The sequence below is a fragment of the Streptomyces sp. NBC_01260 genome (assembly GCF_036226405.1).
In the GTDB taxonomy this organism is placed as follows: Bacteria; Actinomycetota; Actinomycetes; order Streptomycetales; family Streptomycetaceae; genus Streptomyces; species Streptomyces laculatispora.
Genome location: NZ_CP108464.1, coordinates 1863763 through 1886376, shown reverse-complemented (window position 1 = coordinate 1886376; position 22614 = coordinate 1863763). Strand labels below are relative to the sequence as shown.

The 22614-nt window shown below is 70.2% G+C and carries 15 protein-coding genes; 12 read left to right on the top strand and 3 right to left on the bottom strand.

Translation table 11 applies throughout. The features are described from left to right. The first annotated feature begins 64 nt into the window (after positions 1 to 64). The 11 genes from OG322_RS08195 to OG322_RS08145 all read left to right on the top strand — a co-directional run bounded on the left by OG322_RS08195 (position 65) and on the right by OG322_RS08145 (position 15267). Complete coding sequence (locus tag OG322_RS08195; protein WP_329306258.1) at positions 65 to 5527, top strand: HAMP domain-containing protein; 5463 nt, start codon at positions 65 to 67, stop codon at positions 5525 to 5527. A 245-nt stretch (positions 5528 to 5772) separates the two neighbouring features. Further along, positions 5773 to 6450: a response regulator gene (locus OG322_RS08190; protein ID WP_123462690.1), complete on the top strand. Its 678-nt coding sequence runs from the start codon at positions 5773 to 5775 to the stop codon at positions 6448 to 6450. 212 nt (positions 6451 to 6662) lie between these two features. Further along, on the top strand, positions 6663 to 9437 hold the full coding sequence (locus OG322_RS08185; RefSeq protein ID WP_329306257.1) for a DNA translocase FtsK: 2775 nt from the start codon (positions 6663 to 6665) through the stop codon (positions 9435 to 9437). Positions 9438 to 9641: 204 nt separating this feature from the next. Further along, on the top strand, positions 9642 to 10442 hold the full coding sequence (locus OG322_RS08180) for a helix-turn-helix domain-containing protein (protein ID WP_123462692.1): 801 nt from the start codon (positions 9642 to 9644) through the stop codon (positions 10440 to 10442). 133 nt (positions 10443 to 10575) lie between these two features. Continuing rightward, entirely contained in the window at positions 10576 to 12054 is a 1479-nt protein-coding gene (gene rimO / locus OG322_RS08175; RefSeq protein WP_124285372.1) for a 30S ribosomal protein S12 methylthiotransferase RimO, read from the top strand. Then, the gene (pgsA, locus tag OG322_RS08170; RefSeq protein ID WP_123462696.1) at positions 12051 to 12812 is read left to right on the top strand and encodes a CDP-diacylglycerol--glycerol-3-phosphate 3-phosphatidyltransferase; all 762 of its coding nucleotides are present in this window, start codon (positions 12051 to 12053) and stop codon (positions 12810 to 12812) included. Before rimO ends, pgsA begins: the two co-directional genes overlap by 4 nt. Beyond that, entirely contained in the window at positions 12809 to 13318 is a 510-nt protein-coding gene (locus OG322_RS08165) for a CinA family protein (protein WP_123462698.1), read from the top strand. Before pgsA ends, OG322_RS08165 begins: the two co-directional genes overlap by 4 nt. A 109-nt stretch (positions 13319 to 13427) precedes the next feature. Then, positions 13428 to 13811: a helix-turn-helix domain-containing protein gene (locus tag OG322_RS08160; RefSeq protein ID WP_123462700.1), complete on the top strand. Its 384-nt coding sequence runs from the start codon at positions 13428 to 13430 to the stop codon at positions 13809 to 13811. Positions 13812 to 14021: 210 nt separating this feature from the next. Further along, complete coding sequence (locus OG322_RS08155; protein WP_123462702.1) at positions 14022 to 14492, top strand: Dps family protein; 471 nt, start codon at positions 14022 to 14024, stop codon at positions 14490 to 14492. Positions 14493 to 14598: 106 nt separating this feature from the next. Beyond that, a complete protein-coding gene (locus tag OG322_RS08150; protein ID WP_123462704.1) occupies positions 14599 to 14793 on the top strand; it encodes a CsbD family protein in 195 nt (64 codons plus the stop codon). 174 nt (positions 14794 to 14967) lie between these two features. Continuing rightward, complete coding sequence (locus tag OG322_RS08145) at positions 14968 to 15267, top strand: hypothetical protein (RefSeq protein ID WP_123462706.1); 300 nt, start codon at positions 14968 to 14970, stop codon at positions 15265 to 15267. Here OG322_RS08145 and OG322_RS08140 read toward each other — a convergent pair. From OG322_RS08140 to OG322_RS08130, 3 genes are all read right to left on the bottom strand, one after another. Continuing rightward, positions 15215 to 15979, bottom strand: a complete 765-nt coding sequence (locus OG322_RS08140) for an SDR family NAD(P)-dependent oxidoreductase (protein ID WP_329306256.1) — start codon at positions 15977 to 15979, stop codon at positions 15215 to 15217. The two genes, OG322_RS08145 and OG322_RS08140, sit on opposite strands and share 53 nt — an antisense overlap. A 36-nt stretch (positions 15980 to 16015) precedes the next feature. Then, positions 16016 to 16843: a DNA-formamidopyrimidine glycosylase family protein gene (locus OG322_RS08135; protein WP_124285375.1), complete on the bottom strand. Its 828-nt coding sequence runs from the start codon at positions 16841 to 16843 to the stop codon at positions 16016 to 16018. A 92-nt stretch (positions 16844 to 16935) separates the two neighbouring features. Further along, entirely contained in the window at positions 16936 to 21609 is a 4674-nt protein-coding gene (locus tag OG322_RS08130) for an Lhr family helicase (RefSeq protein ID WP_329306255.1), read from the bottom strand. A gap of 137 nt (positions 21610 to 21746) precedes the next feature. Here OG322_RS08130 and OG322_RS08125 point away from each other — a divergent pair, with 137 nt between their 5' ends. Next, complete coding sequence (locus OG322_RS08125) at positions 21747 to 22610, top strand: helix-turn-helix domain-containing protein (RefSeq protein WP_123462713.1); 864 nt, start codon at positions 21747 to 21749, stop codon at positions 22608 to 22610. The last annotated feature ends 4 nt before the right edge of the window (positions 22611 to 22614 follow it).

Genomic DNA, 22614 nt, shown 5'->3' with positions numbered 1-22614 from the left:
GGACACGGTGGAGTCTGACGTGGCGGCGCGGGGTACAGGCACGCGCACTAAAGGCGGACAGTCCGTGAAGAAGCAGCGCAATGGAACCATCGAAGTCGACGCGGCAGCGCTCAACAGACTGCTGGCCGGTCTGGTGGCCATGCGTGACGGTAATTTCCGCAGGCGCCTGACCGTCTCCGGCGACGGTGTGATGGCGGAGATCGCGGCTGTCTTCAACGAAGTCGCGGACCGCAATGTCCACCTCACGGGTGAGCTCGCTCGGGTGCGGCGTGTGGTCGGACGGGAGGGCAAGCTCACCGAGCGGCTGGAGACGGGTGCCTGCGAAGGGTCCTGGGCCGCCGCCATCGATGCCTCCAACGAGCTGGTCGACGATCTCGCGCGCCCGGTCTCGGAGGTCGGACGGGTGCTGTCGGCGGTGGCCGACGGTGATCTGGAGCAGCGGATGGAGCTCCGGTCGCACGTCACCGACGAGACGGTACGGCCGCTGCGCGGCGAGTTCCTGAAGGTCGCCCGTACGGTCAACAACCTCGTCGACCAGCTGGCGGCGTTCACCGAGCAGGTGACGCGGGTCGCGGTCGAGGTGGGGACCGAGGGCAAGCTGGGCGGGCAGGCCCAGGTGCGCGGCATGTCCGGGTCCTGGAAGGACCTCACGGACTCCGTGAACACCATGGCGTACCGGCTGACGGCACAGGTGCGTGACATCGCCCTGGTGACGACGGCGGTCGCCAAGGGCGACCTGTCCCGGAAGGTCACCGTCCATGTGGCCGGCGAGATGCTTCAGCTGAAGAACACCGTCAACACCATGGTCGACCAGTTGTCGTCGTTCTCCTCCGAGGTGACCCGGGTCGCCCGCGAGGTGGGCACCGAGGGCGAGCTGGGCGGGCAGGCGACGGTGCCTGGGGTGGCCGGGGTGTGGAAGGACCTCACCGACTCCGTCAACACCATGGCGGGGAACCTCACCTCTCAGGTGCGCGGCATCGCGGAGGTGACGACGGCGGTCGCCAACGGCGACCTGTCACAGAAGGTCCGGGTGAGCGCGCGCGGCGAGGTCGCCCAGCTCGCCGAGACCATCAACCAGATGACCGAGACGCTCCGCACCTTCGCCGACGAGGTCACGCGGGTGGCCAGCGAGGTCGGCGGCGGGGGCGTGCTCGGCGGACAGGCACAGGTGCCGGGTGCCGCGGGCACGTGGAAGGACCTCACCGACTCGGTGAACACCGTCTTCCGCAACCTGACGACCCAGGTGCGCGACATCGCGCAGGTGACGACCGCGGTGGCCAGCGGTGACATGACGCAGAAGGTCACGGTCGACGTGGCCGGCGAGATGCTGGAGCTGAAGAACACCGTCAACACGATGGTGGACCAGCTCCAGTCCTTCGGTTCGGAAGTGACCCGGGTGGCCCGGGAGGTCGGCGTCGAGGGCCGGCTGGGCGGCCAGGCCGAGGTGCCCGGTGCGGCCGGTACCTGGAAGGACCTCACGGACTCCGTCAACACGGCGTTCCGGAACCTGACGGGTCAGGTGCGGGACATCGCGCAGGTGACGACCGCGGTCGCCAACGGCGACCTGTCGCAGAAGGTCACCGTCGATGTCGCGGGCGAGATGCTGGAGCTGAAGAACACCGTCAACACGATGGTGGCGCAGCTGTCGTCCTTCGCCGACCAGGTGACACGGATGGCGCGGGACGTGGGCACGGAGGGCCGTCTCGGCGGTCAGGCACGGGTCGACGGAGTCTCCGGTACGTGGAAGGAGCTCACCGACTCCGTCAACTTCATGGCGGGGAACCTGACCTCCCAGGTGCGCCAGATCGCCCAGGTGACCACGGCGGTGGCCCGGGGTGACCTGTCGCAGAAGATCGACGTGGACGCGCGCGGCGAGATCCTGGAGCTGAAGAACACCATCAACACGATGGTCGACCAGCTCTCCGCCTTCGCGGAGCAGGTGACCCGGGTGGCCCGCGAGGTGGGCACGGACGGGCGGCTCGGCGGCCAGGCCCAGGTGCCCGGCGTGGCCGGTGTGTGGCGCGATCTGACCGACTCGGTGAACGGCATGGCGGGGAACCTCACCGCTCAGGTCCGTAACATCGCGCAGGTCGCCACCGCGGTGGCGCGCGGTGACCTGTCGCAGAAGATCGACGTGGACGCGCGCGGTGAGATCCTGGAGCTGAAGAACACCCTCAACACGATGGTCGACCAGCTCTCGAACTTCGCGGAGCAGGTGACCAGGGTCGCCCGCGAGGTGGGTACGGAAGGCATCCTCGGCGGTCAGGCCGAGGTGCAGGGCGTCTCCGGTACGTGGAAGGACCTCACGCAGTCCGTCAACGGCATGGCGAACAACCTGACCCTTCAGGTCCGCAACATCGCCGAGGTCACCACCGCCGTGGCCAAGGGCGATCTCTCCAAGAAGATCACCGTCGACGCCAAGGGCGAGATCCTCGAACTGGTGACGACCGTCAACACGATGGTCGACCAGCTGATGAACTTCGGTGACGAGGTGACGCGAGTCGCTCGTGAGGTGGGTACCGAGGGCATCCTCGGTGGCCAGGCCCGGGTGCGCGGTGCCACGGGCATCTGGAAGGACCTCAGCGAGAACGTCAACCTGATGGCCAACAACCTGACCAGCCAGGTGCGGAACATCTCCCGGGTCTCGTCCGCGGTCGCCAACGGCGATCTGACGAAGAAGGTCACCGTCGAGGCACGCGGCGAGGTCGCCGAGCTCGCCGACACCGTCAACACGATGGTGACGACCCTGTCCTCGTTCGCCGACGAGGTGACCCGGGTCGCCCGCGAGGTGGGCACGGAGGGCGAGCTGGGCGGCCAGGCACGGGTCCCCGGGGTCGCCGGTACCTGGAAGGACCTCACCGAGTCCGTGAACTCGATGGCGTCCAACCTGACCGGTCAGGTGCGCCAGATCGCCACCGTCACGACGGCGATCGCGAAGGGCGATCTCACCAAGAAGATCGACATCGATGCCCGCGGTGAGATCCAGGAACTGAAGAACACCATCAACACGATGGTCGATCAGCTGTCCTCCTTCGCGGAGCAGGTGACGCGGGTGGCCCGCGAGGTGGGTACCGAGGGGCAGCTGGGCGGCCAGGCACGGGTGCGGGACGTCGACGGCACCTGGCGCGACCTCACCGAGTCGGTGAACGAGATGGCCGGAAACCTGACCCGCCAGGTGCGTGCCATCGCGGCCGTCGCCACCGCGGTGACCCGCGGCGATCTCAATCTGAAGATCGATGTGGACGCGGCCGGTGAGATCCAGGCCCTGCAGGACAACATCAACACGATGATCGCCAACCTGCGTGACACCACGGCCACCAACAAGGAGCAGGACTGGCTCAAGGGCAACCTCGCCCGGATCTCCGGTCTGATGCAGGGGCGGCGCGATCTCGACGACGTGGCCTCGCTGATCATGAGCGAGCTGACCCCGGTCGTGTCCGCGCAGCACGGCGCCTTCTTCCTGGCCATGGCGACCGGCGAGACCGATGCGCTGGGCGCGGAGGGCGACCGGGAGGGCGCGTACGTGCTCCGGATGCGGGGCAGCTACGGCTACTCCGCCGGCTCCATGCCGACGTCCTTCCGGCCCGGTGAGACGCTCATCGGCACGGCCGCGGAGGAGAAGCGGACGATCCAGGTGGACAACGTGCCGCCGGGCTATCTGAAGATCTCCTCGGGCCTCGGAGAGGCGCCGCCCGCGCATGTGATCGTGCTGCCGGTGCTCTTCGAGGGGAAGGTCCTCGGAGTGATCGAACTGGCCTCGTTCCAGCCGTTCACGCATATCCAGCGGGACTTCCTCAACCAGCTCGCCGAGATGATCGCCACGAGCGTCAACACCATCAGCGTCAACACGACGACCGAGAAGCTGCTGGAGCAGTCGCAGGAGCTGACCGAGCAATTGCGCGACCGGTCGCAGGAGTTGGAGAACCGCCAGAAAGCCCTCCAGGCGTCCAACGCGGAACTGGAGGAGAAGGCCGAGCTGCTGGCCCAGCAGAACCGCGACATCGAGGTCAAGAACACCGAGATCGAAGAGGCGCGCCAGGTCCTGGAGGAGCGCGCCGAACAGCTCGCGGTCTCGATGCGCTACAAGTCGGAGTTCCTGGCCAACATGTCGCACGAGCTGCGTACGCCGCTCAACTCGCTGCTCATTCTGGCCAAATTGCTGGCGGACAACGCCGAGGGCAATCTGTCACCGAAGCAGGTGGAATTCGCCGAGACGATCCACGGCGCGGGGTCCGATCTGCTGCAGCTGATCAACGACATCCTCGACCTGTCGAAGGTCGAGGCGGGCAAGATGGACGTCAGCCCGACCCGGATCGCGCTGGTTCAGCTGGTCGACTACGTAGAGGCGACCTTCCGGCCCCTCACCGCGGAAAAGGGGCTGGATTTCTCCGTACGGGTGTCACCGGAACTGCCGGCCACGCTGCACACCGACGAACAGCGGCTGCTCCAGGTGCTGCGCAATCTGCTCTCCAACGCGGTGAAGTTCACCGACAGCGGCGCTGTCGAGCTGGTGATCCGGCATGCGGGGGCGGAGGTGCCGAACGCCATCCGTGAACAGTTGCTGGAGGCGGGTTCGCTGCGTGACGCCGACGCCGATCTGATCGCGTTCTCGGTGACCGACACCGGAATCGGGATCGCGTCCAGCAAGATGCTGGTGATCTTCGAGGCGTTCAAGCAGGCGGACGGCACGACCAGCCGCAAGTACGGCGGTACGGGCCTGGGCCTCTCCATCAGCCGGGAGATCGCCCGGCTGCTGGGCGGTGAGATCCATGCGGCGAGTGAGCCCGGCCGGGGCTCGACGTTCACGCTGTACCTGCCGCTGCACCCGAGTGAACTCCCGCCGCAGGGCTACCCGCAGATCGGCCCCGGGCCCATCGAGGCGCACGGTGCCGCGGTCGAGAGCGGGCGGCTGCCAGAGGCCGGACAGGGGCTCGGAGAGAGCTTCCAGGGCTTCGGACGGGGAACGGGCCAGCAGGGGAGCGGACACGATCAGAGCGGCACGGCAGAGCTGTTCCGGCGTCGGCGCAAGGCGCTGGGCGGCACCGGACAGCAGCCCGCGCTGCCTGCCCCCTCGGCGGCCCGTAGCGGTCCGCAGGAGCCGTGGACGCCTGCTGTCCAGGAGGAGCCCGAGGTCCGCAGGACGTTCCGCTTCAGCGGCGAGAAGGTGCTGATCGTCGACGACGACATCCGTAACGTCTTCGCGCTCACCAGCGTGCTGGAGCAGCACGGGCTGTCGGTTCTGTACGCGGAGAACGGGCGCGAGGGGATCGAAGTCCTGGAGCAGCACGACGATGTGACGGTCGTACTGATGGACATCATGATGCCGGAGATGGACGGCTATGCGACGACTTCGGCGATCCGTAGGATGCCGCAGTTCGCCGGGCTGCCGATCGTCGCGCTGACGGCCAAGGCGATGAAGGGCGACCGGGAGAAGGCGATCGAGTCCGGCGCATCCGACTACGTCACCAAGCCGGTCGACCCTGATCATCTTCTTTCCGTTATGGAGGGATGGATGCGCGGAGAGTGATCGTCGATTGAGCGAATCCATGATGATTTGTTGATCGAGTGTGTCCGAAGTGGTGTGGGAACGCGGTTTCCGGGGAACCTTTTGGTCTCCCACCGCGTTTCTGGTATGTGCACGGTGACATCGCGGTGACAGGGTGTGGTGACGGGCGGGGTGCGGCTACCATGACCGGCACAAGGACGGACGGCGTAAGGGAGTCGTCCTCTGGGGCGGCGCCCGGTGCAATTCCGGGGCGAGGAGGACGGGCCATGGTGCCGAAGGCCAAGATCCTCCTGGTCGATGACCGGCCGGAGAATCTGCTGGCGCTGGAGGCCATCCTCTCTGCGCTCGATCAGACACTGGTGCGGGCATCGTCAGGGGAGGAAGCGCTCAAAGCGCTGCTCACGGACGACTTTGCGGTCATTCTGCTGGATGTGCAGATGCCGGGCATGGACGGTTTCGAAACCGCCGCGCACATCAAGCGGCGGGAGCGGACCCGGGACATCCCGATCATCTTCCTCACCGCGATCAATCATGGTCCGCATCACACCTTCCGGGGTTATGCGGCAGGCGCGGTGGACTACATCTCGAAACCGTTCGACCCGTGGGTGCTGCGGGCGAAGGTCTCGGTCTTCGTCGAGCTGTACATGAAGAACTGCCAGCTGCGGGAGCAGGCCGCGCTGCTGCGGCTGCAGCTCGAAGGCGGCGTGCACGCCGGTGTGCACCACGAGAGGGAGCCCGCCGGCCTGCTGGCCGAACTCTCCGCGCGGCTCGCGGCCGTCGAGGAGCAGGCCGAGGCGCTGTCCAAGCAGCTCGACGACGAGTCGGCGGACGCCGGGGCCGTGGCCACCGCCGCTCATCTCGAACGGAAGCTGACCGGACTGCGCCGGGCGCTGGACGCCCTGGAGCCCGGCGCCAACGGCGGACCGGCCCCCCTTCCCTCGTAGCGCGTCCGGCTCCCGCCCGTACCGCCCTTTCCCGTCAGGTGTCTTCAGGCCTGTGGGGCGGTAACTGCCCGGCGGATCCGGCCGGTCGGTACTCCGGCCGCGGTGCGGAGCGGATGAGGGCGCGTCAGTTTGCGGCCGCCGCAAGGCGACACGGTCGGGTGAACGGGCATACGCACGTGTTCACCGCCGCGGACACCGGTAACCTCGGGCCCATGGCCTCACGTACGTCCGGCAAGGGTTCCCAGGGCGCTGCGGGCACCGCGAAGCGCGTCGGCGGTGGCCCGGGGCCGGCCAAGAAAGCCGCGCCCGCGAAGAAGGCCGCTGCCAAGAGGGGCGCGCCCGCGAAGAAGGCTCCCGCCAAGAAGGCGGTGGCCAAGAAGGCGGCCGCGCCCAAACAGGCGCCCTCGCCCACCGGCGGTGTGTACCGCCTGGTGCGCGCTGTCTGGCTCGGTGCGGCCCACGCCATCGGCGCGATGTTCCGCGGCATAGGGCGTGGCGCCAAGGGCCTCGACCCCGCCCACCGCAAGGACGGTGTCGCACTGCTGCTGCTCGGCCTCGCGCTGGTCGTCGCCGCGGGCACCTGGTCGAATCTGCGCGGTCCCGTCGGCGACCTCGTGGAGATGCTCGTCACCGGCGCCTTCGGCCGGCTCGACCTGCTCGTGCCGATACTGCTGGGCGCCATCGCCGTACGGCTGATCCTCTATCCCGAGAAGCCCGAGGCCAACGGCCGGATCGTCATCGGACTGTCCGCACTGGTCATCGGGGTGCTCGGCCAGGTCCACATCGCCTGCGGATCGCCGGGGCGCGGGGACGGCACCGAGGCCATGCAGGACGCGGGCGGTCTCATCGGGTGGGCCGCCTCCAAACCGCTGATCTTCACCATGGGCGAGGTGCTCGCCGTACCGCTGCTCCTGCTGCTCACCGTCTTCGGGCTGCTGGTCGTCACGGCGACCCCGGTGAACGCCATTCCGCAGCGGCTGCGGCTGCTCGGTTCCAGGCTGGGGATCGTCGACCCCGTGTACGACCCCGAGGCGGAGGACGAGAGCGACGACGAGCGGTACGAGGAGCAGTGGCGCGAGGCACTGCCCGCCCGCTCGCGGCGCTCCTCCGCACGCCGCTCCGAGGCGTCCGACGTGTACGACACCGACCGCGTGGAGGCCGACGCCCTGGCCAAGCGGCGCAGGCCGCGCAGGCCGTCCGCGCAGCCCGCGATGAACCGCGCCATGGACGCGGTGGACGTCGCGGCGGCCGCTGCCGCCGCGCTCGACGGGGCCGTGCTCAACGGGATGCCGCCCTCGCCCGTCGTCGCCGACCTCACCCAGGGCGTCTCCGCGGACCGTGAGCGCGCGGGTACCCCGGTGCCGGGTGCCAGGGAGGCGGAGCCCGCCCGGAGGCCGGGGGAGAAGGCCTCCTCGCCCTCCGGCGGCGTACCCGACCTGACCAAGCCGGCCCCCGACCGGTCGCAGTCGCAGCCGCTGCCGGCCCGCGCCGAGCAGCTCCAGCTCTCCGGCGACATCACCTACTCGCTGCCCTCGCTCGATCTGCTGGAGCGCGGCGGCCCCGGCAAGACCCGCAGCGCCGCCAACGACGCGATCGTCGCGTCGCTGACCAACGTCTTCACCGAATTCAAGGTCGACGCGGCCGTCACCGGCTTCACCCGCGGACCCACGGTGACGCGGTACGAGGTGCAGCTCGGCCCGGCCGTGAAGGTCGAGCGGATCACGGCGCTCGCCAAGAACATCGCGTACGCCGTCGCCAGCCCCGACGTCCGGATCATCTCGCCGATCCCGGGGAAGTCGGCGGTCGGCATCGAGATTCCGAACTCCGACCGCGAGATGGTCAACCTCGGGGACGTCCTGCGGCTGGCGGACGCGGCCGAGGACGACCACCCCATGCTGGTCGCACTCGGCAAGAACGTCGAGGGCGGCTACGAGATGGCCAACCTCGCGAAGATGCCGCACGTCCTGGTGGCCGGTGCGACCGGTTCCGGGAAGTCCTCCTGCATCAACTGCCTGATCACCTCGGTGATGGTGCGGGCGACGCCGGAGGACGTCCGCATGGTGCTGGTCGACCCCAAGCGCGTCGAGCTGACCGCGTACGAGGGCATTCCGCACCTGATCACGCCGATCATCACCAACCCCAAGAAGGCCGCCGAGGCCCTTCAGTGGGTCGTGCGCGAGATGGATCTTCGCTACGACGACCTCGCCGCGTTCGGGTACCGGCACATCGACGACTTCAACCACGCCGTGCGCACCGGGAAGCTCAAGACCCCGGAGGGCAGCGAACGGGAGCTGTCGCCGTACCCGTATCTGCTGGTGATCGTCGACGAGCTGGCCGACCTGATGATGGTCGCCCCGCGCGATGTCGAGGACTCGATCGTGCGCATCACCCAGTTGGCCCGCGCCGCCGGTATCCATCTGGTCCTCGCCACCCAGCGCCCCTCGGTGGACGTCGTCACCGGTCTGATCAAGGCGAACGTGCCCTCCCGGCTCGCCTTCGCGACCTCGTCGCTCGCCGACAGCCGGGTCATCCTCGACCAGCCCGGGGCCGAGAAGCTCATCGGAAAGGGTGACGGACTGTTCCTGCCGATGGGGGCGAACAAGCCGACCCGTATGCAGGGTGCCTTCGTCACCGAGGCCGAGGTCGCCGCCGTGGTCCAGCACTGCAAGGACCAGATGGCACCGGTGTTCCGCGAGGACGTGGTGGTCGGCACGAAGCAGAAGAAGGAGATCGACGAGGACATCGGCGACGACCTGGACCTGCTCTGCCAGGCGGCCGAGCTGGTCGTCTCCACCCAGTTCGGCTCCACCTCGATGCTCCAGCGCAAGCTGCGGGTGGGTTTCGCCAAGGCAGGCCGACTGATGGACCTCATGGAGTCCCGGAACATCGTCGGACCCAGCGAGGGATCCAAGGCGCGCGACGTCATGGTGAAGCCGGACGAGCTCGACGGGGTGTTGGCGCTGATTCGCGGGGAAACCGGTTCGTGAGGGTTTTGCGGGCAACCGTTTCGCCGGGTCGTACGTCAAGTTGAAGGGAGGGACAGCAGGATGTCCTTCCATGGGGCGGTCCGGCGAATCCGGCTCTGTTCGAATCTGATGGCGTACAAAGTCCTCCCTCCCGGTTGCCCCACCCTTTCGTACCCCCCCTAGACTGAACATCCAGCAGGTGGCTCACGCTCGAAAGGCGCCCCCGTGTCCATCGGCAACTCCCCCGAAGACGACCGGCCTTCGATCGGTCGAGTGCTCCAGCAGGCTCGAATCGCCGCAGGTCTCACGGTCGAAGAGGTCAGCACGTCCACCCGGGTGCGCATCCCCATCGTGCACGCGATCGAGGACGACGACTTCTCCCGCTGCGGCGGCGACGTGTATGCGCGCGGACATATCCGTACGCTCGCACGTGCCGTCGCCATCGATCCGGAACCGCTGGTTTCGCAGTACGACGGCGAGCACGGCGGCCGTCCCGCGCCCACGCCTGCGGCTCCGCTGTTCGAGGCCGAGCGGATCCGTTCCGAACCCCGACGGCCCAACTGGACCGCGGCCATGGTCGCGGCCATCGTCGCCGTGGTCGGATTCGTCGGCTTCACGTTCATCAAGGGCGGCGACGACTCACCGACGGCCGGCCGGGTCGCCGAAGGCCCGACGTCCGCCAAGACCACACCCAAACCGGCGACCAGCAAGACCGCCGATCCCAAACCGGCCCCCTCCGACAGCGCCATCGCCGCGGCGCCGCAGGACAAGGTGACGGTCAAGCTCAGCGCCAGTCAGGGCAAGAGCTGGATCTCCGCCAAGGACCACAACGGCCGGCTGCTCTTCGACGGGCTGCTCCAGCAGGGCCAGTCGAAGACGTTCCAGGACAAGGAGCGGGTCGACCTCGTCCTCGGAGACGCCGGCTCGATCGAACTCTTCGTCAACGGCAAGAAGGTCGAGGACCAGTTCCAGCCCGGTCAGGTCGAGCGGCTCTCGTACACCAAGGGTGATCCCGAGGTCGGCTGACCGCAGTACTCCACGGTTCGCACACTGCGGCGAGCGCCCGGCCCTCGCGCCGGGCGCTCGCCGCTTTGTTACTCCCTGTAACTGCGGAACCTGCACGGTGGGGCCAGTGCCGGGACAAAGTAGTCTTGAGCCCATGCCCGAACGCCGTACCGTCGCCCTTGTCACTCTTGGCTGCGCCCGTAACGAGGTGGACTCGGAGGAGCTCGCAGGCCGCTTGGCAGCGGACGGCTGGGAGCTCGTCGAGGATGCCTCCGATGCCGATGTCGCCGTGGTCAACACCTGTGGATTCGTCGAGGCCGCCAAGAAGGACTCCGTCGATGCCCTGCTCGAAGCCAATGATCTGAAGGACCACGGCCGCACCCAGGCCGTCGTCGCCGTCGGCTGCATGGCCGAGCGCTACGGCAAGGACCTCGCCGAGGCCCTGCCGGAAGCGGACGGAGTCCTCGGATTCGACGACTACGCAGACATCTCGGACCGCCTCCAGACCATCCTCAACGGGGGCATCCACGCCTCGCACACCCCGCGGGACCGCCGCAAGCTGCTGCCGATCAGCCCGGCCGAGCGCCAGGACGCCGTCGTGGCCCTGCCCGGCCACGCCCAGGAGGCCGTACCGGCCCCCGCCGATCTTCCGGAGGGTGTCGCGCCGGTCTCCGGCCCCCGGGCACCCCTGCGCCGTCGGCTCGGCACCAGCCCCGTCGCCTCGGTGAAGCTGGCCTCCGGCTGCGACCGCCGCTGCTCCTTCTGCGCCATCCCGTCCTTCCGCGGTTCCTTCATCTCGCGGCGGCCCTCCGACGTCCTGGGCGAGACCAGGTGGCTGGCCGAGCAGGGCGTGAAGGAGGTCATGCTGGTCTCCGAGAACAACACCTCGTACGGCAAGGACCTCGGTGACATCCGGCTGCTGGAGACCCTGCTGCCGGAGCTCGCGGACGTCGACGGGATCGAGCGCATCCGGGTCAGCTATCTGCAGCCCGCCGAGATGCGGCCCGGTCTGATCGACGTACTGACCTCGACGCCGAAGGTCGCGCCCTACTTCGACCTCTCCTTCCAGCACTCGGCCCCCGGCGTGCTGCGGGCGATGCGCCGGTTCGGCGACACCGACAGCTTCCTGGAGCTTCTGGACACCATCCGGAGCAAGGCACCGCAGGCCGGTGCCCGCTCCAACTTCATCGTGGGCTTCCCCGGTGAGACCGAGGCCGATCTGGCGGAGCTGGAACGGTTCCTCACCGGTGCGCGTCTCGACGCCATCGGCGTCTTCGGCTACTCCGACGAGGACGGCACCGAGGCGGTCGGCTACGACAACAAGCTGGACGCCGACACCATCGCGGAGCGGCTCGCGCACATTTCTCAGCTGGCCGAGGAGCTGACCTCCCAGCGGGCCGAGGAACGCGTCGGGGAGACGCTCCAGGTGCTGGTCGAGTCGGTCGAGGCGACCGAGGACGAGTCACGCGCCGTGGGCCGCGCGGCGCACCAGGCACCTGAAACGGACGGCCAGGTGCTCTTCACCGCACGCGAGGGACTCGTCCCGGGCCGTATGGTCGAGGCAAAGGCAGTGGGCACCGAGGGCGTGGACCTGGTGGCCGAATGCCGTGAGCTTGCGGAGGTGGCCAGATGACCGGAGCGCCGGCATCCGCGACAGGGGGCTCCGGCGCGACGCCGGTCCGCGGCGGGAAGCTGGGCACTGCGGCCGTCAATCAGGCCAGCCTGTGGAACATCGCCAATCTCCTCACCATGGCGCGGCTGGTGCTGGTCCCCGGCTTCGTCGTGCTGATGTTCCACAACGGCGGATATGACCCGGCGTGGCGTTCCTTCGCCTGGGCGGCCTTCGCCATCGCCATGATCACCGATCTGTTCGACGGGCATCTGGCGCGCACGTACAACCTGGTCACCGACTTCGGGAAGATCGCGGACCCGATCGCCGACAAGGCGATCATGGGTGCGGCGCTGGTCTGCCTGTCGTACCTGGGTGATCTGCCCTGGTGGGTCACGGGCGTGATCCTCTTCCGGGAGCTCGGCATCACCGTGCTGCGGTTCTGGGTGATCCGGCACGGGGTGATTCCGGCCAGTCGCGGCGGGAAGCTGAAGACGCTGTCGCAGGGGATCGCCGTCGGGATGTACGTCCTGGCGCTGACCGGACCGCTGGCGACGCTGCGGTTCTGGGTGATGGCGGTGGCCGTCGTGCTGACGGTCGTCACCGGTCTGGACTACGTACGCCAGGCCGTCGTGCTGCGACGCCAGGGGCTCGCGGCGGAGCGGTCGGCCGCGGCACAGGAAGCCGTCGAGGCGGCCGCGGAGACGCCGGAGGGCGTCGGGGACGTCGATCGGGTCGCCGGGACCCCGGGGGCCCGCGGTGCGGCGGAGGCCGAGCGGTGACAGCCGCGGCCCGGGTGCTGCGACTGCTTGTCGAGCGGGGGGAGACCCTGGCCGTCGCCGAATCGCTGACCGGCGGTCTGGTCGCCGCTGAGTTGACGTCCGTACCCGGTGCCTCGCACTCCTTCCGCGGGTCCGTGACGGCCTATGCGACCCCCCTGAAGAGTGAAGTCCTGGGTGTGGATCCGGCCCTTCTGGCATCGCACGGTGCCGTGGACCCCGGGGTCGCGTCCCAGATGGCCGCGGGCGTACGCCGGGTCCTCGGAGCGGACTGGGGGCTGGCCACCACCGGTGTCGCGGGCCCCGAGCCGCAGGACGGCCGGCCGGTGGGAACGGTCTTCGTCGCAGTCTGCGGGCCTGACGGGGCGGCGAAAGTGGCCACGCTGCGGTTGAACGGCGGACGAGCGGACATCCGCAATGAGAGCGTACGGAGCGTGCTCGATCTGCTCTCCGGCGAACTCGGCGGGTACGCGAGCGCACAGGATACGGAACAGATCGGGGGGAATTGATGTTTGCAGCCCTGAGTGAACACGACATCGCTCCCCGCACGGCCGCGGCGCTAGGCGGTACGGTGGGGCGTGAAGGATGCGGCTACGCGGTCCGAGGAGGGAGCCACCGATGATTCTGCTCCGTCGCCTGCTTGGTGATGTGCTGCGTCGGCAGCGCCAGCGCCAAGGCCGTACTCTGCGCGAAGTCTCCTCGTCCGCCCGAGTTTCGCTCGGCTATCTCTCCGAGGTGGAGCGGGGGCAGAAGGAGGCATCCTCCGAACTGCTCTCCGCCATTTGCGACGCGCTTGACGTACGGATGTCCGAGCTCATGCGTGAAGTGAGCGATGATCTGTCGCTGGCTGAACTGGCCGAGTCGGCAGCAGCCAGCGATCCGGTACCCGTACCGGTGCGCCCCAGGCTCAATTCCGTCTCTGTTTCGTCGGTGGCGGGTGTACCGACGGGACGGGTGACCATCAAGGCGCCCGCGGAAGCGGTGGATGTCGTCGCCGCCTGATCCGCTCGGTTCGGTCTGAAGCCGGAGCCCCGGTCCTCCCCTCAGGGGGCGGACCGGGGCTTCTGCATGTGTTGGCGGGGATATGCCGGGCAGGCGCTCTGTGTGAGACCGGGGAGTGGTCTCGTGCAGACCTCCCCGAATGACCCTTTTGCTTCGTTTGTGCCATCGTGGGTGGTGCTGAACGGAACGGATACCAGATCGGAGACGTGCATGTCTGTGGTGAAGAGCCCGCTGTCCGAGGCCGGCCTCAAGTCCGTCGGCGGTGCCCTGCAGGGCGCCCTGGTGGATCTCGTCGATCTCTCCCTGGTGGCGAAGCAGGTCCACTGGAACGTGGTGGGGCCGCGCTTCAGGTCCGTGCACCTTCAGCTCGACGAGGTCGTCGACACCGCCCGCCAGCACTCCGACACGGTTGCCGAACGGGCCTCCGCGCTGGGCGTCAACCCGGACGGGCGGTCGGGGACGATCGCCAGGACCACGGCCATCGACTCCGTGCCCGAGGGCTGGGTCAAGGACGTGGACGCGGTACGGACCCTGGTCGACGCCCTCGGTGTGGTGATCGGCCGGATGCGGGAGCGGATCGACGTGACCGGCGACCCCGACCCGGTCAGCCAGGACATCCTGATCGCGCTGACCGCCGACCTTGAGAAGCACGCGTGGATGTTCCAGGCGGAGAGCGCCTGACCCGCCCCGTAGGCACCCGGTCGGGCGCCATTGCGCCGGACCGGCCCCCCAACCCGGCCTGCCCCCGTTCGGGCAGCAGTCGGTTCGCCCCATTCGAGGAGACGTCATGACCGACGGAAGCGCGAAGGACAAGATCACCGGCAAGGCCAAGGAGGCCATGGGCAAGATGACCGGTGACCGCCGCAAGGAGGCCGAGGGAAAGACGGACCAGGCGAAGGGCAAGACCAAGGGCGGGATCGGCGATGCCAAGGAGCGCGCCGAGGGCGTCAAGGACTCGCTGACCGGCGACGACAAGCACTGACGGCCGACGCGGAGCCCCCACCGGAAGCGGTGGGGGCTCCGCTCTGGACGCGGCCCCGGTGGCGCCGGGTGAGACTGCGAGGGTGTGCGACTGCGCCGTGCGCGCCGGTACTGCACCGGTGCGCTCTCCCGTTGGGTGATCGGGCCGGACTAGGTTCGGCCGGAGGAGGCAGCCATGGTACGGCGATGGGTGCCGGCGCTCGTTCTCGGTGGTGTGTGGTGGTGGGCCGTGCTGCGGCTGGTGCTGGAGCCGGCACATACCGGGGTGGTCGAGGGAGCGGTGGCGGCGGGCGGCTGGGGGCTGAGCCTCCTGCCGGTGCATGTGGCCGCGACCGCCCGGCCGACCGGGATATTCGACGCGGGCACCGGCCTGCTGCGGCGGTGCGCCGCGGGGGTGCGGTCCCGGTGGGCCGCCGGGGTGGCTACCAGGGCATGGCGACGCCGCCGTTCGGGCGGAGGATCTGACCTGTCATGAAAGCCGATGCGTCGGACGCCAGATGCAGAACCGTGTGCGCCACGTCCATGGGCTCCCCGACCCTGCCCAGCGGCGATATCCGCGCCATGGTGGACTCCGCCCGGTGCTGCTGCTCCGCGTCGTGGCGGGCGGTCATGGGGGTGCGGACCCAGCCCGGTGCGACGGCGTTGACCCGAATGGCGCGCGGCCCCAGTTCGGTCGCCAGGGTCTTGGTCAGCTGGACCACCGCCGCTTTGGCCGCGCTGTAGCAGAGCAGCCCCGGGCTCGCGGAGTCGACCGCACCCGAGGCCATGGTGATCAGCGATCCGGGAACCTCGCGGGCGATCATGGAGCGGGCGACTTCCTGGCAGGCGTACAGAACGCCCTTGAAGTTGACCGAGAGCACGCGGTCGAGGTCCTCGTCAGCGGTCTCCAGGACGCTGCTCGTGTGCATGATCCCGGCGACGGCGGCCAGGATGTCCAGATCTCCGGCGGCCGCGACGGCGGCCCGGACCTGATTGCGGTCGGTGACATCCAGCGGGTGCGTGTGGGCTTCGCCACCCGCCGCGGTGATCAGCTCCAGGGTCTCCTGGAGGCCCTTCTCGTCGAGATCCGCGCAGTGGACGGTGGCGCCCGCCTCCGAGAGGAGGACGGCGCAGGCGCGGCCGATGCCGCCTGCTGCGCCGGTGACGAACGCGGATCGGCCGGTGAGGTCGTACGCGGCGAGGGACATGACCGGACCGTACGACTGAATCTGACGGGTCGTCAACTAGGGGGTGGGGCCGGATTGGCAGCGTGGACACCAGTAGGCGGGGCGGGCGTCCTGCTCCGCCGTGCGGATCGGCGTTCCGCAGCGGAGGCAGGGGCGGTGGGTTCTGCCGTAGACCCAGAGGTTCTCGCTCCGGCGGCCGGTGCGGTACGGCTGCCCCGCGGTGGTGCGGGGGCGTGCGCCGGTGGTGGTGGTGCGCACCGGGCGGTCGCGGTTGGCTTCGAGGAGTTGGTGGGCGGTGCTCACCAGAAGGGCAGCCGTGGCGGCAGGCAGTTCACCGATGGGGAGCCAGGGCGTGGCACAGGCCAGGAAGCACAGCTCGGCCTTGTAGATGTTGCCGATGCCGGCCAGGTTGCGCTGGTCCAGGAGAGCCTCGCCGAGCGGGCGGGCGGGGTCGGCGAGCAGATTGCGCAGCGCGGTGGCAGCGTCCCAGTCGGGACCCAGGAGGTCCGGGCCGAGGTGGCCGACCGCCTTCTCCTCGTCCGCGGTGCGCAGGAGTTCGAGGACGGGGAGGCGGTAGCCGACGGCCGTGTGCGCGGTGTTGGCGAGCACGGCGCGGATCTGGTGTGCGGGGCCGCCGCGCCAGCGCTCGTCAGGGCCGTAGATCCGCCAGGCGCCGTCCATCCGCAGATGGCTGTGGAGGGTCAGGCCGCCCTCGAAACGGGTCAGCAGATGCTTGCCGCGCGAGATGGCGCCGAGCACGGTCCGGCCGGTGAGGTCGGCGGTGGCGAACCGGGGGACGCGCAGGTCGGACCTGGTGAGCACCTGACCTGCGAGCGCGTGGTGCAGACGCCTGGCGGTCTGCAGGACGGTGTCTCCTTCGGGCATGCCTCCATGATGCGCGCGATGCGCGGTACGGACGAGGTCCCGCGGGTGGCGTGCGTGTGGCAGCGGGTTCGGGGGTGTGCGGGCGGGCGTGATCAGGCGCGCAGGCGGAGGCCTCTCGGGGTGGCGAGGAAACCGGTCGACTCCAGCGTGCGGCCCAGCGGTGAGGTCAGCGCCGAGGCGCCGTTGGTGCGCTCCACCGTCACCGTGCCGAGGGCTCCGGCGCGGGCGGCTGCGGCCAGGGCTGCCGCGGCCGCCCGGAGCGCGGGATCCTCCGGGTCGGTCGGCCAGGCCAGCAGCGTCTTCCCGCCGCGCTCCATGTACAGCGTCAGTTCGCCGTCGACCAGGACCACCAGGGAGCCCGCCTTACGGCCTGGCTTGTGCCCGGCCCCGTCCGGTGGCTCGGGCCAGGGCAGCGCGGCACCGTAGGCATTGGCCGGGTCGGCCGCGGCGAGGACCAGGGCTTGAGGGGCCGCGCCCGGCTCCCTGCGGTCGCGGGCGGTGGAGGCCGCGCGGAGCCGGTCGACCGCGCCGTCCATCGCGAACTGTGCGGCCCCCAGCCCCTCCACGACATAGCCGCGGCGCGCCTGACCGTTGTCCTCGAAGACCGACAGCACGCGGTACGCGGCGGAGAAACCGCCCTCGACGCCCTCGGCCTGGACCGCGCCGCGGGTCACCACACCGTGCCGGTCCAGGAGGGTGCGGGCCAGGGCGTGGGCCCGGTGCGTGGGATCGGGCTCGGCGGCGGGCAGCAGGGACCAGCGGCCCGAGACCGTGGGCGGGCCGGTGCGCGAGGCCGGACGGGCCGCGGCCGTCAGCGAGCCGTAGCGGCCGCGCGGGACGTTCCGTCTGGCGCGGTGCGCGGTCGATCCGGCGGTGCGACCGGAGCCGAGGAGCGAACGCAGCGGTGCGAGCGTGTCGTTGGTGAGCCGGCCCGACCAGGTGAGGTCCCAGAGAGCGTCCGCGAGGTGTGGGTCGGTGCAGTCCGGGTGGGTGGTGGCCCGGACCTGATCGGCGATCTGGCGGAAGAAGAGACCGTATCCGCCGGTCAGAGCGGTGAGTACGGATTCGTGCAGTGCGCTGAGTTCGAGCGGGCGCGGGGGAGCCAGGAGCAGGGGCGCGCTGTCGGCCAGGTAGAGGGAGAGCCAGCCGTCCTTGCCGGGGAGCGCGCCCGCACCCGCCCACACGACCTCGCCGGTAGTGGTGAGTTCATCGAGGAGCGCGGGGGAGTAACCGGTGACACGGCCGGGCAGGACCAGCTTCTCCAGCGCCGACGCGGGGACGGGAGCGCCCTGCAACTGCTCGATGGCACGGGCCAGTCCGTCGATTCCGCGCAGGCTGTTGCCGCCGAGATGCTGCCACTGGGGCAGGAAGCCCGCGAGGGCGGCGGGCGGGACCGGCTCCAGCTCATGCCGGAGCGCGGCGAGCGAGCGGCGCCGCAGCCGCCTCAGCACCGTGGCGTCACACCACTCCTGGCCGATGCCGGCGGGATGGAACTCCCCCTGGACGATCCGGCCGGAGGCCGCCAGCCGTTGCAGCGCACCGTCGGTGACCGCGGTGCCGAGACCGAAGCGGGCGGCGGCCGCGGTGGAGGTGAACGGGCCGTGCGTACGGGCGTAGCGGGCGAGGAGGTCGCCGAGCGGGTCCTTCACCGGTTCGGTGAACGCCTCCGGGACGCCGACCGGGAGCGCCGTGCCCAGTGCGTCGCGCAGCCGTCCGGCGTCCTCGATCGCCGCCCAGTGCTCGCCGCCGCCGATCCGGACCCGGATGGCCCGGCGGGCCGATGACAGCTCCTGTGCCCACGGTGGTTCGGCCCCGCGCTCGGTCAGTTCCGCGGTGGTGAGTGGCCCGAGGACCCGCAGCAGATCGGCGACGCCTTCGATGTCCTTGATCCGGCGGTCCTCGGTCAGCCACTGGAGCTCCCGCTCCAGTTCGGTCAGGACGTCGGCGTCGAGCAGCTCGCGCAGCTCCGCCTGGCCCAGCAGCTCGGCCAGGAGGTGGGAGTCGAGGGAGAGCGCGGCGGCCCGCCGCTCGGCGAGGGGGGAGTCGCCCTCGTACAGGAACTGCGCGACGTAGCCGAACAGGAGCGAGCGCGCGAACGGTGAGGGCTCCTGGGTCGTCACCTCGACCAGACGGATCCGGCGTGCTTCCAGATCGCCCATCACTTCCGTGAGCCCCGGGACGTCGAACACGTCCTGGAGGCATTCGCGCACCGCTTCGAGAACGATGGGGAAGGAGCCGAACTCGGAGGCGACCTGGAGGAGCTGGGCGGCCCGCTGCCGCTGCTGCCACAGCGGTGTGCGCTTGCCGGGGCTGCGCCGCGGGAGCAGCAGTGCCCGCGCCGCGCACTCCCGGAACCGGGAGGCGAACAGGGCGGAACCGCCGACCTGGTCGGTGACGATCTGCCCGATCTCGCCCTGGTCGAAGGCCACATCGGCGGCGCCGACGGGGGGCTGGTCGCCGTCCCGGGGGGCGTTCGACAGCGGGGCCGGTGCCCCGCCGCCGGAGTCGGAGGCCCGCTCCTGGTCCACCGGGTCGAAGTCGAGGAGGTCCAGGCCCATCATGTCGGCGTCGGGCAGCCTGAGGACGATGCCATCGTCGGCGTGCATGACCTGGGCGTCCATGCCGTACCTCTCGGCGAGGCGGGCGCTGAGCGCGAGCGCCCACGGGGCGTGCACCTGGGCACCGAACGGTGAGTGCACGACGACGCGCCAGTCGCCCAGCTCGTCGCGGAAACGCTCGACGAGGATCGTCCGGTCGTCCGGTACGTGACCACAGGCCCGGCGCTGCTCGTCGATGTACGACAGCACGTTGTCCACGGCCCAGGTGTCCAGGCCCGCGGCCAGCAGCCGTTGCCGCGCGTCCTCGGAGGACAGCCCGCCGAGCTCGCGGAGGAAGGCTCCCAGCGCGCGGCCCAGCTCCAGCGGGCGGCCCAGCTGGTCTCCCTTCCAGAACGGCAGCCGGCCGGGGACGCCGGGCGCGGGCGACACCAGCACCCGGTCGCGGGTGATGTCCTCGATCCGCCAGGACGTGGTGCCCAGCGTGAAGACATCGCCGACCCGGGACTCGTACACCATCTCCTCGTCCAGCTCACCGACCCGGCCGCCGCCCTTCTTGGGGTCGGCGCCCGCCAGGAAGACCCCGAAGAGTCCGCGGTCGGGGATGGTGCCACCGGAGGTGACGGCGAGCCGCTGGGCGCCGGGACGGCCCGTGACCGTACCCGCGACGCGGTCCCAGACCACGCGCGGACGCAGTTCGGCGAAGGCGTCGGACGGGTAGCGGCCGGCCAGCATGTCGAGCACGGCGGTGAACGCCGACTCGGGAAGCGAGGCGAAAGGGGCGGCCCGGCGGGTCACGGCCAGCAGGTCGTCCACCTGCCAGCTGTCCAGAGCGACCATCGCGACCAGCTGCTGGGCCAGCACGTCCAGCGGATTGGACGGGATCCGCAGCGCTTCGATGGAACCCTCGCGCATCCGCTCGGTGACCACCGCCGCCTGCACCAGATCACCGCGGTACTTCGGGAAGACGACCCCGGTGGACACCGCGCCCACCTGGTGTCCGGCACGGCCGACCCGCTGCAGCCCGGAGGCGACCGACGGCGGTGACTCGACCTGGATCACCAGGTCGACCGCGCCCATGTCGATGCCCAGCTCCAGGCTGGAGGTGGCGACCACCGCGGGCAGTCTGCCCGCCTTGAGGTCCTCCTCGACCTGGGCGCGCTGCTCCTTGGAGACCGATCCGTGGTGCGCCCGCGCGAGCAGAGCGGGCGCCCCCTTCGCGGCACCCGACTCGGCCATGATCTCGGCGGGTGAGTGGGCCTCCGGCATCGTCTCGCCGGTGGCGCGCTCGTACGCGATCTCATTGAGCCGGTTGCAGAGCCGCTCGGCGAGACGCCGGGAGTTGGCGAAGACGATGGTGGAGCGGTGCGCCTGGACGAGATCGGCGATCCGCTCCTCCACATGCGGCCAGATCGACGGCTTGTCCGCCTGGCCCGCGGTGTCCGGGCCGGCGGCGGGGGAGCCGCCGAGCTCGCCCAGATCCTCGACCGGCACGACCACCGACAGATCGAACTGCTTGGTGGACGGCGGCTGGACGATCTCGACCCTGCGCTGTGGGGAGAGGAACCGCGCCACTTCGTCGACCGGACGGACCGTGGCGGACAGGCCGATCCGGCGGGCCGGCCGCGGCAGCAGTTCGTCGAGACGCTCCAGCGACAGGGCGAGATGGGCGCCGCGCTTGGTGCCCGCGACGGCATGCACCTCGTCCAGGATCACCGTCTCGATCCCGGCCAGCGCCTCCCGGGCCGAGGAGGTCAGCATCAGGAACAGGGACTCGGGTGTGGTGATCAGGATGTCCGGCGGCCTGGTCGCCATCGACCGGCGCTCGGCGGGCGGGGTGTCGCCCGAGCGGATCCCCACGCGCACCTCGGGCTCGGGCAGTCCCAGGCGCACCGACTCCTGGCGGATGCCGGTGAGCGGGGAGCGGAGATTGCGCTCCACATCGACCGCGAGGGCCTTGAGGGGCGATACGTACAGCACCCGGCAGCGCTTCTTCGCCTCGGCGGGCGGCGGGACCGCCGTCAGCTGGTCCAGGGCGGCGAGGAAGGCGGCCAGGGTCTTGCCCGATCCGGTCGGCGCGACGACCAGCACGTCCGACCCGGCGCCGATCGCCCGCCAGGCGCCTTCCTGCGCGGCCGTCGGCGCGCTGAAGGCGCCCGTGAACCAGCTGCGGGTCGCGGAGGAGAACGAATCGAGTGCGGAGCCGGTCATGTTCCCCATCGTGCACCCCGCCACTGACAACGGCCGCGACGCCGCCGTGCGACCGGGCCGGACCACGCGCTCCGGCCGATTTCGCGGGCGGCGTGGCCAGGGTCGGTAACCCCGTCGCGAGCTGCGAGAATCCGGGTATGGCGGGAACCGCGGGACCGGGGGAGTGGGCGAGGCACTGGCAGTACGCGGAGCTGCCCGATCTCGACCTGCTGCGGGCCCGCTACGTCCGCCACACCTTCCCGCGCCACAGCCACGAGGGCTATGTGTTCGGCACCATCAGCCACGGGGTCGAGGACGTCGGGCTGCCCGGCGGCACCGTCCACGCGGGTCCCGGCACCGTCGTCATGATCAACCCTGAGGTGCCGCACACCGCCCGCGCCGGTGTGCCCGAGGGGTGGGTGTACGCCACGCTCTACCCGTCCGCACAGGTGATCAACGACATCGCGGCCGATACGACGAGCCTGCGCGGCACGGTCGGCTTCACGGAGACCGGCGTGGTCGATCCGTACGCGGCCCGGCTGATCGGCGAGGTCCACCGCGCGGCGGAGGAGGGCAACGCACTCGCCGCGGACAGCGTGCTGCGGGTCATGGTCACGCGCCTGCTCACCCGGCACGGCAGCGCGCTTCCCACCTTCGAGCCCCGGGCGGCGGGCGCGCGGGACGCGGAGCGTGCCCGTGCCGTACTGGAGAGCAGGATGGCCGGGCCGCCCACGCTGGAGGCCCTGGCCACCGAACTGGGCACAAGCCCGTTCGCGCTGCTGAGAGCCTTCAAGAAGCAGTACGGAATGCCGCCGCACACCTGGCTCACCGACGCCCGGGTCCGCCGTGCGCGCCGGATGCTCGACGCGGGCACGCCTCCCGCGGTGGCGGCCGCCGAGGTCGGCTTCACCGACCAGCCGCATCTCAACCGCCACTTCACCCGGATCGTGGGCGTGCCACCGGGCGCCTACCAGCGCGAACGTGCAAGAACGTACAAGACCGGCCCTGAGCTGCCCGGGTAGCGTT